Annotated in this window: 10 protein-coding genes and 1 tRNA gene; 8 read left to right on the top strand and 3 right to left on the bottom strand. The window is 64.0% G+C overall.

What is annotated here, in order from left to right; all coding sequences use genetic code 11:
• Window positions 1–124: 124 nt before the first annotated feature.
• A complete protein-coding gene (locus tag CKO23_RS05370) occupies window positions 125–1,333 on the bottom strand; it encodes an exo-beta-N-acetylmuramidase NamZ family protein (protein WP_200328825.1) in 1,209 nt (402 codons plus the stop codon).
• Between the two features lie 203 nt (window positions 1,334–1,536).
• Here CKO23_RS05370 and queA point away from each other — a divergent pair, with 203 nt between their 5' ends.
• The 6 genes from queA (at window position 1,537) to CKO23_RS05340 (ending at window position 8,862) form a co-directional block, all read left to right on the top strand.
• Entirely contained in the window at window positions 1,537–2,589 is a 1,053-nt protein-coding gene (gene queA / locus CKO23_RS05365) for a tRNA preQ1(34) S-adenosylmethionine ribosyltransferase-isomerase QueA (RefSeq protein WP_200328823.1), read from the top strand.
• 766 nt (window positions 2,590–3,355) lie between these two features.
• A complete protein-coding gene (locus CKO23_RS05360) occupies window positions 3,356–3,787 on the top strand; it encodes an H-NS histone family protein (RefSeq protein WP_242482237.1) in 432 nt (143 codons plus the stop codon).
• Between the two features lie 867 nt (window positions 3,788–4,654).
• Window positions 4,655–4,927, top strand: a complete 273-nt coding sequence (locus CKO23_RS05355; protein ID WP_200328822.1) for an RNA recognition motif domain-containing protein — start codon at window positions 4,655–4,657, stop codon at window positions 4,925–4,927.
• A 293-nt stretch (window positions 4,928–5,220) separates the two neighbouring features.
• Window positions 5,221–7,074 (top strand): M61 family metallopeptidase, encoded by a 1,854-nt coding sequence (locus CKO23_RS05350; protein WP_200328820.1) that lies wholly within the window; start codon window positions 5,221–5,223, stop codon window positions 7,072–7,074.
• A gap of 7 nt (window positions 7,075–7,081) precedes the next feature.
• Complete coding sequence (birA, locus tag CKO23_RS05345; RefSeq protein WP_200328818.1) at window positions 7,082–8,071, top strand: bifunctional biotin--[acetyl-CoA-carboxylase] ligase/biotin operon repressor BirA; 990 nt, start codon at window positions 7,082–7,084, stop codon at window positions 8,069–8,071.
• 38 nt (window positions 8,072–8,109) lie between these two features.
• Window positions 8,110–8,862, top strand: coding sequence for a type III pantothenate kinase (locus tag CKO23_RS05340; RefSeq protein WP_200328816.1), 753 nt, complete (start codon window positions 8,110–8,112; stop codon window positions 8,860–8,862).
• 18 nt (window positions 8,863–8,880) lie between these two features.
• On the opposite strand, the gene CKO23_RS05335 is transcribed toward CKO23_RS05340, so the two are convergent.
• Window positions 8,881–8,957, bottom strand: a tRNA-Arg gene (locus CKO23_RS05335).
• 200 nt (window positions 8,958–9,157) lie between these two features.
• Between CKO23_RS05335 and ppsR the strand changes: the two genes are divergently transcribed.
• Window positions 9,158–10,528, top strand: a complete 1,371-nt coding sequence (ppsR, locus tag CKO23_RS05330; protein WP_242482236.1) for a transcriptional regulator PpsR — start codon at window positions 9,158–9,160, stop codon at window positions 10,526–10,528.
• 20 nt (window positions 10,529–10,548) lie between these two features.
• On the top strand, window positions 10,549–12,708 hold the full coding sequence (locus tag CKO23_RS05325; protein ID WP_200328814.1) for a GAF domain-containing protein: 2,160 nt from the start codon (window positions 10,549–10,551) through the stop codon (window positions 12,706–12,708).
• Window positions 12,709–13,067: 359 nt separating this feature from the next.
• On the opposite strand, the gene CKO23_RS05320 is transcribed toward CKO23_RS05325, so the two are convergent.
• The gene (locus CKO23_RS05320) at window positions 13,068–14,264 is read right to left on the bottom strand and encodes a geranylgeranyl diphosphate reductase (RefSeq protein ID WP_200328812.1); all 1,197 of its coding nucleotides are present in this window, start codon (window positions 14,262–14,264) and stop codon (window positions 13,068–13,070) included.
• Between the last annotated feature and the right edge of the window lie 20 nt (window positions 14,265–14,284).

The following is a 14,284-nucleotide window of genomic DNA, read 5'->3' as shown; positions in this document are numbered from 1 at the left end:
CGGTGTCCGCTGCGTCTGCCAGTGATTCGGGGGAAGCGCCTGGTAGCGCGTCCCTATCCTCGCGCATCCTGTCCACTGTTTGGCCGCGGGCTCGGATTCCGCGGCGCTGGCTGCTCACGCCCCGCTAGGCATAGAGGCAGAGCGGTGCGACCGACTCGGCCCAACCTGCCTCGTCGACCCGGAGTCGTTGCTCCAGGTCGCCGGGTTGCGCTTCTGGGTCGTCCACCCACTCACGTAGCAAGGGGCCTCCGGAGAGCAGGTCGATCGCGAGCCGCTCGGTCTCGTACTCGTAGTGGAAGTCCCGCCATAGCGAATAGTCCGGGTACTCCAGGCGCAGGCTCTTGAAGAGAAGCGCCATCAGGCGGTAGGGCCGGAAGCGCTCGTGGTCATAGTGCGCATTGTCCGTGTGGATCTGCAGTCCGGAGCAGAGCCGTCCAGCATGCTTGTGGAAGGTCGGCTCGAACCAACAGGGGCGGATCGTCGCGCCCTGGGTCCACTCCGGCTCCAGGCTCCGCATGCGCTGGAGGATGCGCTCGAAGTCCAGGTCGGGGGCGCCGACCATCTCCAGGGGTGTGGTCGTGCCCCGTCCCTCGGACAGCGTGGTGCCCTCCAGCAGCACGGTGCCGGCAAAGCAGCGGGCCATGTTGAGGCTTGAGGCATTGGGGCTCGGGTTGACCCAGGAGAGATCCAGGATGGGCCAGCCGTAACCTGGAGCTTGCCGCGGGTGATAGTCCTCCATGGCGACCAGGTGCAGGTCCAGATCGGTCGTGCGCTGTGCGAGCATCCACTTGGCCAGCTCGCCGAAGGTCAAGCCGTGTCTCATCAGAAGCGCTCCAGCCCCGACGAAACTCTCCCAACCTGGCTCCAGGATGGTCCCTTCCATCGGCCGTCCAGCCGGGTTGGGTCGGTCAAGTACCCAGAGTGCCTTGCCGGTGCGCGAGCAGGCATCGATGAGGTAGGCGAGTGTGGTGACGTAGGTGTAAATGCGCGTGCCGATGTCCTGCAAATCCACCAGCAGGACGTCGAAGCTGTCGAGCATCTCCGCCGTTGGATCGCGGACCTCGCCATAGAGGCTGTAGACCGGAATGCCGTAGCGTGCGTCGGTCTCGTTGGGCGTTTCGACCATGTTGTCCTGTTTATCGCCGCGCATCCCGTGCTGCGGACCGAATGCGGCGACGATGCTCAGCTCGTTCAGTGCCATGAGTGCGTCCAGGCTATGCCGCCCCGTGGAGGTCATGGATGCCGGATGGCCGAGCAGCGCGACGCGCCGACCCCTGAGCGGCTTGCGTAGCTCGGGAGTCTCCAGCAGACGGTCGATGCCGAGTTTGATCATGATTCGGTCCTGCTCCTGTCTTTTCGGTTGCTTGATGGCGACGCATCTCTCAATGGTCAGCCCCGTCTTTCTGGCCGGCTCGCTCGATGCTCATTTGCGCCGCTCCCCACCATTGCCCGGGATTGTCCTCTGGAAACGGAGTCGGACTCAATTGGGCGATAAGTTTCCGAAGTTGCCATGTCACGCGTGTTACACTTGCGGGGATGCATCGCTCCGATTTCTATTATGATCTCCCGCCTGAATTGATCGCTCAGTACCCGCTCGAAGCGCGCGCGGGCTCCAGGTTGATGGTCCTGGAGGGGGCGGATGGACATCCCCGCGACCTTCTCTTCGTCGATCTGCCAGGTTTGCTGCGGCCGAATGACCTCCTTGTGTTCAATAACACGCGGGTGATGCGGGCGCGGCTCTACGGTCGAAAGATGACTGGGGGCAAGGTCGAGATACTCATCGAACGGCTCCTGGGAGTGACTGAGGCCCTCGCTCAGGTGCGCGCCAGCAAGCCGCCTCGGCCGGGTAGCTCGATTGAGTTGAGTGGTGGTGCGCGACTGGATGTCCTCTCCCGCGAGGGCGATCTCTTTCGCCTTGGTGTGTGCGAGACGACCTTTCCCGAGCAGATGGCGCGCCATGGGCATGTTCCATTGCCCCCCTATATCCGCCGTTCGGACGATGCGAGCGATGAGGCCCGCTATCAAACCCTGTTTGCTCGCTATGATGGGGCGGTTGCCGCGCCGACTGCGGGATTGCATTTCGATGAGGCGATGCTGAATAGGCTGGATGATCTGGGTGTGCGTCGGGCTGAGATCACGCTGCATGTGGGGGCGGGCACCTTTCAGCCGGTACGGGTCGATGATCTGGATCGACACGAAATGCATGCGGAGTGGTTGGAGGTCGATGAGGCCGTCTGTGAACAGGTGCGCCAGACGCGGCGTCGCGGTGGGCGCGTGATTGCGATTGGGACCACGGCGGTGAGGAGCTTGGAGACCGCCGCGGCTGGCGGTGAGCTCCAGCCCTTTCGTGGTGACAGCCGGCTTTTCATTCGCCCTGGCTTTCGTTTTCGTGTCGTCGACGCTCTGGTGACGAACTTCCATTTGCCCGAGTCGACGCTATTGATGCTGGTCGCGGCCTTCGCTGGCTATGAGCGGATCCTGGCGGCCTATCGCCATGCCGTCGCCGAGCGCTATCGCTTCTTCAGTTATGGTGACGCCATGTTTCTCGGGTCGCCTGGAGGCATCTCGGGCAGCGAGCGCCCTGGCTGAAGCGCTGTCGGTGTCGATTCGAATCCCGGTCGCGCGCACCCGCCCGAGCCTCCTTGCGGTTGATGGGCGTTCTGATGCTCGACGAGGCGATCCGGGATCGTCTTGGCGTGATACGACATCCTTTTCATCGGGTCGAGTTGCGGTCGCTGACGATGAGACATTCACCGACCACCCGCGGCTGACGGCGTTCTTCGGAAATCCTCCTATCGAAAATAGCAAACGGGTCACGACGAGGCGCGGTTCGTGCGCTTGATTTCGCGCCTGTCCGCGCGCTTCGAGCGGGCTTGAACTCATCGTCATTCGCTTGAATGGGTGCCTGGGTCGACGCGCTATATATGGGTCTGCTCGGATATCCTGATCTCGGGTGAAGCCGTCGCCTTTCGCCTGCAGCTCGAAAACGCTCTCTACGCGAACCCTCGGCCGTCTCGACAGCCCGCTGGTCGCTCATGTGTCGGATGAGCGACAAGGAATTGAGTCGGCTATGTCGGGGTAATGCATTGCTGGGGCGTCTGTTGACGGGTCGCTTTTTTCTGATCGACCACCTTTAGGCTCCAAGTCATTTCTTGACGCCCATCTGTGCGTGCTAAATGTGTCTAGCGATTTGACTTGCGTGCAGATGGCTGAGCTTCTCAGGATCGGCTGAATGTCGAGACTCAGTGTTGGAGCTCGTGCTAAGTGAGGAATAAAACGTCATGCTTCTTGACAACGAATGTGGATCGTTTAGATTATTGACCTAGGCTCTCATTTGATGGGCTGATCAATTTTTTTGAATCTGATTAGAGAGGTGTTGCCAGTGGAGTACGCTAACCTTAGCGTCGATGAGATCCGGCGTCAGCTGGACGAAGCGGAAAGCAAGAAGACCGAGCTGAAGAAATTGCTTGAAGTCCGGCGCCAGGAAGGCAAAGACGACATCATCCAGCAGGTCAAAGACCTGATTCAGAGCAACGGCTATGAGTTGGATGAGATCATTCCTCTCATCTCGACGAAACGTCGACGTGGTACCGCCGCTCCGCGAAAGCTGGTGAGTAGCCGGCAATATAAGCGTTACGTCGATCCTGATGATTCTGAAAACGTCTATGTGCGCGGCGTGCTTCCCGGTTGGATGAAGCAGAAGATGAAAGATCAGGGCTATGATCCTTCGTCGAAGGATGACCGCGAGGCGTTCAAGGCGAAGTCTTTGCGTGTTGTTGAGGGCTGATCCGGTCGGATCGACGCTCTGAGATTTGCTGATGTCGTGGTCTCAGGCGTGATTGGGATGGAGCAAGGATGCGGGCAGGGCTTGAGAGTCCTTTCGGGTCGCTCCTGTCGGGTGCCATCCGTCCCTATCGTTCCAAAGTTTCGTCTTTTTGTGTGCCCCATCTCGACGGCTGTCCGTGCGGCTTCCTGCTCCTGCCTCGACTGCTTGCCGAGGCTCACAAGCGCTCTGCATTGAGTTCCGTGGACCTGTAGAGACGCTCATCCTTCGCTGACGCTTGGCGTCATCTCTTGGTGGGTATGCCCATCATCTCCTCCTGCTCCCCTGCGAAATGGCTGCGTTCGCCGTCCTTGTGTCCAAGGTCGACGGCAGCGACGCGCGGCGACGACCTGTGTTGCCAACATCCGGTTTGATTGCGTACTGCCTGATCCGATCAGGGTCATGTGATGCCCTGAGCCCGTCGCCCTCCCGCTCGTCCATGCGTGGTCGAACGTCCGGGAATGGGTGCTGAGGGCGCTTTCCCGATCGCTCGTTCATCTTGCCCACTGGCGTGCTGCTTCCTTGCTTGCCGTGACCTGTCTTTCTGGTTCGCGTGGGCGCGTTAGGGTCGTGCAGCGGGCGCTGCTCGGCGCCGGACGTTTGCGCGATGAGGAAGTCAGGCGTTTCAAGGCAATCGGGTGGCGGGCTGGCCGTAGATATACGGATACCCGGTGAGGTGCATTTGAACTATTGTCCCGTTCGAAGATGTGTATAGGGTTCATCTTCTTTGCGTCTCCTGCGGTAGGAGGCGAAGACCGTCGAATCAGTTGTGCATTGATTTTTCGACCGTTCTCACATTCTCTTCAATGCGCTCTCCATGGAACTTGAACGATGAATATCTATGTTGGCAATCTGGCCTACGGTGTGACCCAAGACGAGCTTCGTGAAGCCTTCAGTGCTTACGGTGAGATCTCCAGCGTGAATCTGATCACCGACAAATTCACGGGAAGCTCCAAGGGCTTCGGCTTCGTCGAGATGCCGAACAACTCCGAGGCAGACGCTGCGATCAAAGGTTTGAATGAGACTCCGCTGAAGGGTCGCAACCTCCGGGTCAACCAGGCCAAGCCACGTGGAGAGCGTCCGGCCAGAGGGCCGCGCTGGTAGCCAGCTCCAATCCCGAGCCCGGCCGGGCTCGGGAGTCTCTTCGTCTCGATCCTTCCCTTTCGCCCCACCCCTTTGTTGCCTCGGTAGATCACTCGGCCATGATCGGCTAGAGTGCGGACAGGCTCTATCCGAGCCAACCGCGACCGCGGTCGTGCGCCGAATCCCAGCGAGCAAGGGCCAATCCGAACACCTCGGCCGAGTGTCCGACTATCGGCCTGTGCGGCGCTCGGTGTGCGCAGCGTTGCGTGCCATTCCGCCTCCGTGGCGGGTTTCGCTTGCCTGGATGCCCTCGTATGTCTGATGCAACCCCTGGCGACCCTGGTCTTGTCTACCGCGTTCGCCCGCTCTTTCCGCGTCGCCACCTCTTCGCTGTCGAGCTTTCGCTCGATCACCGTCTGATTCTCGATCACTCCACCGAGGGTCGCGTCGCGCTCAGCATGCCTGCCTGGATTCCGGGTAGCTACATGATTCGAGATTTCGCCAGGAATCTGGTCGCGATCGCCGCGGAAGACCTCGATGGCCGACCGCTCGAACTCGCGAAGGAGGACAAGCAGACCTGGGTCTGCCGAACCGCGGCGGGGCTTCGCGTCTCTTATGAAGTCTTTGCCTGGGAGCTATCGGTCCGGTCGGCCCACCTGGACCTGACGCACGCCTACTTCAATGGGGCGAGTCTCTTGCTGAAGGTCGATGGCTGCGAGGATCGCCCCTGTCGGCTGGAACTGCTACCGCCGGAGGACGAGAGCTGTCAGGGGTGGCGGGTTGCCAGCAGTCTGCGTCCAACCGAGGTGACGTCCGCGGGCTTCGGCCGCTACCAGGCGGACTCCTACCAGGACCTCATCGATCATCCGGTCGAGATGGGCGTCTTCACGGCCCTATCCTTCGAGGTTGGAGGGATCGCGCACCGGATCGCGGTCACTGGCGCGCGCTGGTTCGACGAAGACCGCCTGACACGCGATCTTTCCAAGATCTGCGCTGAGCATGCCGCGCTCTTTGGCGAGCTTCCGGTCGATCGCTATCTCTTCTTGGTGACAGCCCTCGGCGAGGGCTACGGGGGGCTTGAGCATGCCTTCTCAACCAGCCTGATCTGCTGCCGCGACGATATGCCCGTCCCGGGCGAGGCGCTTCCGTCGAAGGAATACAACCGCTTTCTCGGCCTCTGCAGTCACGAGTATTTCCACCTCTGGATGGTCAAGCGGATCCGTCCGCTGGCCTTCATCGCGGGGGGGCTGGAGCACGAGGTTCACACGCGCCTACTGTGGGCCTTCGAGGGCATTACCTCCTACTACGACGAGCTTGCCCTGGCCCGCAGCGGCTGCATCGATCACAAGACCTATCTCGGCCTCTTGGCCGAGACCATCACGCGTGTCATACGCACTCCGGGGCGCCGCCTGCAGACGGTGGCGGAGTCCAGCTTCGACGCCTGGACCAAGTTCTACAAGCAGGACGAGAACGCCCCCAATGCCATCGTCAGCTACTACGCCAAGGGCGCCCTGGTGGCGCTGGCGCTCGATCTGCTGATTCGCCGGGAGACCTCGGGCGCCCAATCGCTCGACGATGTGATGCGCGGTTTGTGGCAGCGCCATGGACGTTTGGGGGTCGGTGTCCCCGAGCGCGGTGTCGAAGCGGTTGCCATGGAGGCCACGGGTCTGGACCTGCGGGACTTTTTCGCCAGGGCGCTGGATTCGACCGAGGACCTGGATCTGCCGGCGCTCCTGGCGACGGTCGGCGTGGAGATGCGGCTGCGCTCGCGTCAGGGTGCGAAGGACATGGGCGGTTGCGTGGACGCCTTCGAGGTCGTGCCGAGCCAGGCCACCCTGGATCTGCGTCTACGGCCCGGAACGGCCGAGGCCGTGGTCCAGAGCGTCATCACGGCGGGTGCCGGCGAGCAGGCGGGGATTGCGCCGGGCGATGTCATCATCGCGGTCGACGGCCTGCGCGCAACGCCGGACACGCTCGATCGGCTGATCGCCCGCAGCGCCGCGCGATCCGGTGAGGTGGAGGTCCATCTCTTCCGGCGCGATGAGCTGCTGCGGCTGATCGCCCGACCGCAAGCGGCCCCGGACGACACCTGCGAGCTGCGCCTGGCGAGCGCGCCGCCCGAGTGCGTCGCGCGGGCGCGCGCGGCCTGGCTCGCGAGTGTCGGGTGACCAGGGCGTGGAACGGGATCTCGCGCTGATCGAGCTGCTGGCTGACGGCCACATCCATTCCGGCGAGGCGATCGCCGGGCATCTCGGGATCACACGCGCCGCCGTATGGAAGGCATTGAGAAAGACGACGGACGCCTTCGATCTTCCCTTGCAGTCCGTGCGCGGTCGCGGCTATCGGTTGGAGGCGCCCCTGGAGCTCCTGCGCGCCGAGCGTCTGCTCGCGGGCCTGAGCGACGCTGGTCGACAGCGGCTCGCCGCCCTCGAGCTGCATCCGCGCATCGACTCGACGAACGCCTTTCTGATGCGTGCGGCGCTGGCTGGTGCGCCATCCGGCACCGCCTGTCTGGCCGAGCGCCAGACAGCGGGCCGCGGTCGACGCGGCCGTGCCTGGATCTCGCCCTTCGGCGCGAATCTCTACCTCTCGCTGCTGTGGCGCTATCCACTCGCCCCGGCGGCACTCGGCGGCCTGAGCTTGGCGGCAGGGGCTGTGGTGGCGGAGGTGCTGAGCGCCAGCGGGGCCGAAGGCTTGTCGCTCAAGTGGCCGAACGACATCCTGTGGCGTGGCCGCAAGCTCGCCGGGCTCCTGCTGGAGGTCGCGGGAGAATCCCAGGGCCCCAGCTATCTGGTGGTGGGTCTCGGCATCAACTTCAGCATGGTTGCCAGCCAGGGCAGGGCTATCGATCAGCCCTGGGTCGCGCTCGATGAGATCCTGTCAGGGCCGCCGGTTGGCCGCAATGCGTTGGCCGCCACGTTGCTGGATGCCCTCCTTGATGCCCTGGAGCGTTTCGGTCGTGAGGGGCTGACCCCGTTCTTGGGCGGATGGCGGTCGTTCGACGCCTTCCTGGGTGAGCCCGTGAGACTCCTGCTCGGCGACCGGGCCATCGAAGGCCGGCATGCCGGGGTTGCCGACGACGGGTCTCTCCTGTTGGATACCGCGGACGGCAGGCGTGTCTTCCAGGCCGGAGAAGTCAGCCTGAGGCCCATCGCGGCAGCCTGATGGATGGCGTTCGCGTACCTTTGAGAAGCGAGGCAAGCATGAATCTGCTGATCGATATCGGTAACTCCAACCTGCGCTGGACCTGTTCCGGGGACGACGTTCCCTGGGAGGTCGAGGTTCTGCGTCATAGCGGTGGTGTGCCGCTCGATCTCCTGGCTCGCTGGGAGCAGATGGCGGCTCCGGAGCGGGTCGTCGTCAGCAATGTCGGTGGCGGCGAAGTGGCGGAGGCGCTCGCGCGCGTCACCCGGGCCTTGTGGGGGTGCGAGCCGGGCTATCTGCGCACCCGCGCCCGCTTCGGTGACCTGAGAATCGCCTATGCGCAGCCGTCGCGGCTTGGCGTCGATCGCTGGTTGGCGCTGGTGGCCACCCACAGGGCGTATCAGGGGCCTTGTGTGATCTTGGACGCCGGCACGGCAGCGACCTTCGATCTTCTGCTTGCCGGGGGGCGGCATCTCGGTGGGCTCATCCTGCCTGGCATCGAGATGATGCGGAAGAGCCTCTTGGTTGGCACCCATATCCCGCGCGTCGAATCAGAACCTACCGATGATCTCTGGGCGACGGATACGGCGTCTGCCGTTGCGGCGGGCAGTCTCCAGGCACTCGTCACCCTGGCCGGTCGGCTTTATGATCGGCTGGCGCAAGAGGCTGATGCTCAACCCAGGCTGATTTTGACAGGCGGTGATGCGGAGCGTCTCGCCCCTTGTTTGGATCTCCCGTTCGAGCTGGTTCCAGACTTGGTGCTGCGCGGGATGCTCGCCGCGATGCAGCCGCGAGATGGCGAGGTCAACTGACTGTTTCAGGTGCGGGAATGGTGCCCTCGACAGGATTTGAACCTGTGACCTATCGCTTAGGAGGCGATCGCTCTATCCAACTGAGCTACGAGGGCAATGCTGGTGTGCTTCTTCAGCGCTGGCGTTTGGTGGGCGCGACCGAATCCGCCCGCCTCGGCTTGTTGAATTCTATCGCAGGCTGGACTTGGGGGCCATGACTGAGGGGGTGTAACGTATCCGATCATGAGATCGAGGCGGCAGAACCGCGACGGACCACGCCTAGCAGCGCGGCCATCAGCCCGAGGATCGAGATGCCATGATGATCGAGCGCGACCTGCATCCGGATGTGACCCTCTTCCTCGACCAGCAGGGGGTGATTCAACGCACGGCTGTGTCGTCCCTCGTTTCCTACGAGGCCCTGCAGGACTGGGTCGGACGGCCCTGGTCGGAGACCGTCGAGCCGTCCGGCAGCGACGCACTGCGCAGGATGGTCGAAGATGCACGGGTGAGCGGTGTGTCGGCCTTCCTTCAGGTCAATCAGCTGTTTCCCAGCGGCCGCTCGTTGCCGATCGAATACACGACCGTGCGTTTGGGTGGCGATCACGGCCTGCTCGCGGTCGGGCGCAGTCTGCAGGCGGTGACGGAACTGCAGTCGCGCCTGGTCGAGGCGCAGCAGACGATGGAGCGCGATTACTGGAAGCTGCGCGAGGTCGAGACGCGTTACCGTCTCCTGTTCCGTGCATCGACGGATGCGGTGCTGCTGCTGAAGGCCGATTCGCTCAGGGTCGTCGAGCTGAATCCTGCCGCGCTTGCGCTCTTGAATCGTCCGTCTCAGCGTGCCACCGCCCTCATTGGCAGGGAGCTGCTACCGCTCTTGGAGAGCGCCGACCGAGACGCGCTGCGGTTCATGTTGAGTCGGGTCGCCGAGCAGGGTCAGGCGCCAGGGATCGAGATCCATTTCGGTCAGGGCGGTCCGATCTGTCTGGTGCAGGCATCGCTCCTGTCGTCTGAGTCCGGCGCCATCTTTCTCCTGCGGCTGATTCCGGGTGATCAGGGTCTGCCCCAAGTCCGCTCGAACTTGCCTCAGCTGCAGACGTTCATCGAACGGATGCCGGACGGCTTCGTCTTGACGGATCGGGCTGGGTTGATCGTGCGTGCCAATCAGGGCGGCCTCGATCTCATGCAGATGCCGACCGAGAGCTCCGTCCTGCATCAGACGCTTGGTCGATGGCTCGGGCGGCCGGGGGCGGATCTTGCCGTTTTGCTCGCCAACGTTCAGCGGCTGGGCGCGGTGCGACTCTTCTCGACGACCTTTCATGGTGAGTTGGGCATGGAGACCGATGTCGAGATCTCGGCGGTCGGGGATGTGGCGTCCGAGCCGGAGTACATCAGTCTCGTCATCCGCGACGTTGGGCGCCGACTGCTGCCCGAGGAGCATTCGGCGGATCTGTGGGATCGCCTGGGCGGCCTGACTGGGCTGGTCGGGACGCATAGCTTGAGGGCGCTCGTCGAGGAAACGGTCGCCGTTGTCGAGCGTCACTACATCGAAGAGGCGCTCGAGTTGACCGGAGGTAATCGAACGGCGACGGCGGAGTTGCTCGGTGTGAGCCGCCAGAGTCTCTATGTGAAGCTGAATCGCTATGGTCTGGAGACGGACTGCGCGAGACACAACAACGTCGGCGACTGAGTATTGGAGGCCCATTCATTGTGAGCTTCGGTGTTTTTCCATCCCACATGGGCAAGCGGCGTGATGGTGGACGCGAGGGTCAGAGTCGCCTAGGGGAGCCAGGTATCCAGTCCTGCGCGGCCCTGCTCGTCGTTCGCGAATCGGATTTGGTGATCGTTCAGGCGAGCGAGAACGCGCCGCTCTTCCTGGGGACTGCGGATGCGGTGATTGGATGGACCTTGGATGCGTTGGGTGGCGACGTTGCCGCCTGTATCCGTGCCAACCTGGGGCAGGCGCTTCAGGGACTGCCGCTCGCGTTGCGCTGTCGTCTCGGGAGCGCGCAGCGCGAATGCGACCTCCTCTTGCATCGACCGACTTCCGGCGGACTGGCGATCGAGCTTGAGCCCGCGGGTTCTGCCGTCGACCTCTCCGCGCGCCTCCAGGCGGCGTTGCAGCCCATCCTGTCCGCGGGCGAGTTAGGCCGGCTGTGCGATGCCTCGGCGCGCGTTTTCCAGGAACTGACCGGCTATGATCGGGTGCTGATCTTTCGCTTCGACCCTGATGGACAAGGCGAGGTGATTGCGGAGCAACGCAAGCCCGGTATCGCCTCCTGTCTCGGTCAACGCTTTGGCGACTCCGAGTTACCGCCAAAGGCGCATCTGATGATCGAGCGTCACTGGATTCGTCACCTGGTCGATGCCGACGAGCGACCAGTGGCGGTGCGTCCGCGCCGCTCGCCGATCACGGATCGCGAGATCGACTTGTCCGGCAGCACCTGGCGCGGCATGTCCAGGCTCCATCTCCAGTTCCTGAAGCGCATGGGCGTGCGCGGAACCCTGGTGGCGTCCCTTCTGGTCGGTGGGCGTCCCTGGGGGCTTGTGGTTTGCCACCATCGCACGCCGCGCTTCCTTCACTATCCGGTCCGCGCCGCATGTGAGCTCCTGGCCGAGGCCGTGGCAACTCGGATCGTTGCGCTCGAGGCCGCCATGCAAGTCGAAGCGGAGCACAGGGTTCGCGGTCTGGAGGCGCGCTTGATCGAGGCGATCGCTCGGCACGGCGACTGGGTGCCGGCTGTCCTGGAAGACCCCTCGGTGCTTCTGCGCCCCATCGCCGCCACTGGGGCTGTGCTGGTCTACGAGGGTCGGCTCATGAAGGTCGGCGCAACCCCGGGCGAGGCATGCCTCGGCGAGATTCTCGCCTGGCTGGACGCCGAGCCGCGTTGCGGAGTCATCGCGACGGCTGCCCTCGGCGAGCGCGCGGCGAACGGGGAGCGGGTACTCGCCGCTCCGCTCTCGACGGGCGGGGGCGAGTATCTGATTTGGTTTCGTGCCGAGACGGCGGACAAGGATGCCGTGACCGCCGAGGCGTCTGGGCAGAATGCGCTTCCCGCGCAGCCGTCGGTCTCCATGGGGCAAGGCGCCTGGGGCCGGTGGAGTCCGCCGTGCAGCCGGTCGCTTCCGTGGTCGGTGGCTGACCGTTTGGCGGCGGGCCTGATCAGCACGTCCGTTTCCGATGTGATCCATCAGTTCCGCTCGGTGCGCGTCTTGATCGCCCAGGCGCAGCTCGCGCAGGCGCGCGCGAAGGCGCATCTCTCGGACCAGCCCATCCTGATTGCGGACGCAAGCGGGACTGTGCTCCTGACGACGCCTGCCTGGGACCGTCTTCCCAGTCTGAAGGATCGGTGCCTGGAGCGGCTCCATGACCTGATTCCGCTGTGCGCGGAGCCTCTGCTTGTCGAGCGCCACCTCGGCGAGCTGATCGGACGGCTGTACGCTTGGCGGGGGCACATCGGTTTCTGCGCAAACGGCGACGTGCCCGAGCGGTATTTGGTCCGCGCCGATCCCGTGCTGTCCAGTCCGGGGCATGCCCTGGGGTTCGTCGTCATCTTGATCGATTGCAGGTCGCAGATGACTGTGCGCGAGGCCGCGCAGCGGATTCAGGACAGCGTCTTGGGGCCAGCATCCAGCGATCGGCTCATGGAGACTCGCGCCGAGGCCGTTGATTACGCGGGAGTCATGTCCGCGGTGGCGGGCAACGTCCATCGCACGGCGCAGCAGCTGACCGACGCCGCGGATGCCGACCTCGGCGTCGCCTTGGCGACAGGTGTCGAGACCTCCTGCGCGAGGACTTTCGAGCTACTGGAGCGTCTGATCGCTTACAGCGGGAAGGCGGCTGGTGGAGGGGCTGATCCGCTGTCCTGATGACTGTTCCGATGCCGGCTTGGTGGCGCGGGTCCTGTCTGGCGGAGTGCGCCCTGGTCTTTCATGGCAACCCCGGTCAACGGCGCGCAGGTTCCGACGGAGCCGCTTGCGTGGTCACTGCCGCGACGGCGTCTTCCAGCGGCTCAAAAGATCTGCTGCGTACGTGACGAGGGCGGCGCTCAGGCAGCAGCCCGGCAAGCGAGCGCTGGCCATCTCACCGGTGCGCGTCCGTTGCAGGTTCGGCGGTGACAGAGCGCCAGCAAGGCGCCCTTGATGACCGGCATCAGCCGGATGAGATCGACGACTCGGCCACTGGAGAAACGCATTCAGCCATGTCGCAGCGAGTCGTCGCTTGAGGGTCAGCGGCTTGGGACGACGCCGAGCAGATGCGCGAGATCCTTGAAGAAGATGCGGAAGTGGGCGCCGGGACGGGCTTTGACGAGGCGCTTGTTCATGTAGGCTTCCCAGGTCAGGTACTGGATGTCTGGGTCGGAGCACAGGCTGACGAAGCGCTCGCGGCGCTTGTCGCTGGAGTACCAGAACTTCTGCATGATGCCGAGCACCCAGAACACCTTGCCGTGGGCCTTCATGAAGCGCTGGCGGGCCTTCTTGAGCGCCTTGGGGTTGCCCGAGGTGCAGAACTCGTTGATCGCCTCGCCCGCCAGGCGTCCGCAGGCCAAGGCATAGTAGATGCCCTCTCCCGATGCTGGCGCGACGCAGCCGGCCGCATCCCCGGCGAGCAGGATGTCGCGGCCGTTGTCCCAGACTTTGAGTGGCTCGAGCGGAATGGGCGCGCCCTCGCGGCGCAGCGTCTCGGCATCCTCCAGCCCGGCGCGGCGGCGCAGCTCGGTGCAGGCCGAACGCAGCGAGAAGCCGGGGATGGCCGTCCCGACCCCCACGCTGGTGGTCTCGCCGTGCGGAAAGACCCAGCCGTAGAAGTCCGGCGAGATGTCGCCCTGGTAGTAGACGTCGCAGCGGGTGCCATCGAAATCGCCGTTGCTCGGCGTGCGCACGATCTCATGGTAGGCCGAGACGTACTTGACGGTCTCGTAGCCCGGGATGTAGTGCTTTCCGACGAAGGAGTTCGCGCCGTCGGCGCCGATGATGGAGCGTGCGCGGACCGTTTCGGTCTCGCTGCTGCTGCGGCCTTGGCCTGGGCGGTAGTGCACGACCGCCGTCCCATCGCTGTCGCGCTCGATCTTCTCGAAGGTGCCCGTTCGCCGGGTGGCGCCGCTTTGGGCGGCGCGCTCTCTGAGCCACTCATCGAAGTGTTCCCGGTCCACCATGCCGACATAACCGCCGTCGATCGGCATGTCGACCTGGCGGTCCGAGGGCGCGATCATCCGCGCGGAGTTGACCTTGGCCGCCAGGATGGACTCGGGGATGTCGAAGTCGCGCATCGCCTGCGGCGGGATGGCCCCGCCACAGGGCTTGATGCGGCCGGCACGGTCCAGCAGCAGAACGGAGCGACCCAGCTTGGCCAGATCATTCGCGGCTGTGGCCCCAGCGGGCCCGCCGCCGATCACGACGACGTCGAAGGTATCGGGGTTTGACATGGGAAATCTCGTCGATAGCA

The sequence above is a fragment of the Thiocystis violacea genome, assembly GCF_016583565.1.
Taxonomy (GTDB): domain Bacteria; phylum Pseudomonadota; class Gammaproteobacteria; order Chromatiales; family Chromatiaceae; genus Thiorhodococcus; species Thiorhodococcus violaceus_A.
Note: the sequence above shows the minus strand (reverse complement) of the source record. Positions and strands in the feature narration are given on the sequence as shown.

Excerpts from the sequence above, each read along its gene's own strand:
- CKO23_RS05370 (WP_200328825.1), bottom strand. The coding sequence starts at position 1,333 with ATGATCAAACTCGGCATCGACCGTCTGCTGGAGACTCCCGAGCTACGC.
- queA (WP_200328823.1), top strand. The coding sequence starts at position 1,537 with ATGCATCGCTCCGATTTCTATTATGATCTCCCGCCTGAATTGATCGCT.
- CKO23_RS05355 (WP_200328822.1), top strand. The coding sequence starts at position 4,655 with ATGAATATCTATGTTGGCAATCTGGCCTACGGTGTGACCCAAGACGAG.
- CKO23_RS05350 (WP_200328820.1), top strand. The coding sequence starts at position 5,221 with ATGTCTGATGCAACCCCTGGCGACCCTGGTCTTGTCTACCGCGTTCGC.
- CKO23_RS05340 (WP_200328816.1), top strand. The coding sequence starts at position 8,110 with ATGAATCTGCTGATCGATATCGGTAACTCCAACCTGCGCTGGACCTGT.
- ppsR (WP_242482236.1), top strand. The coding sequence starts at position 9,158 with ATGATGATCGAGCGCGACCTGCATCCGGATGTGACCCTCTTCCTCGAC.
- CKO23_RS05320 (WP_200328812.1), bottom strand. The coding sequence starts at position 14,264 with ATGTCAAACCCCGATACCTTCGACGTCGTCGTGATCGGCGGCGGGCCC.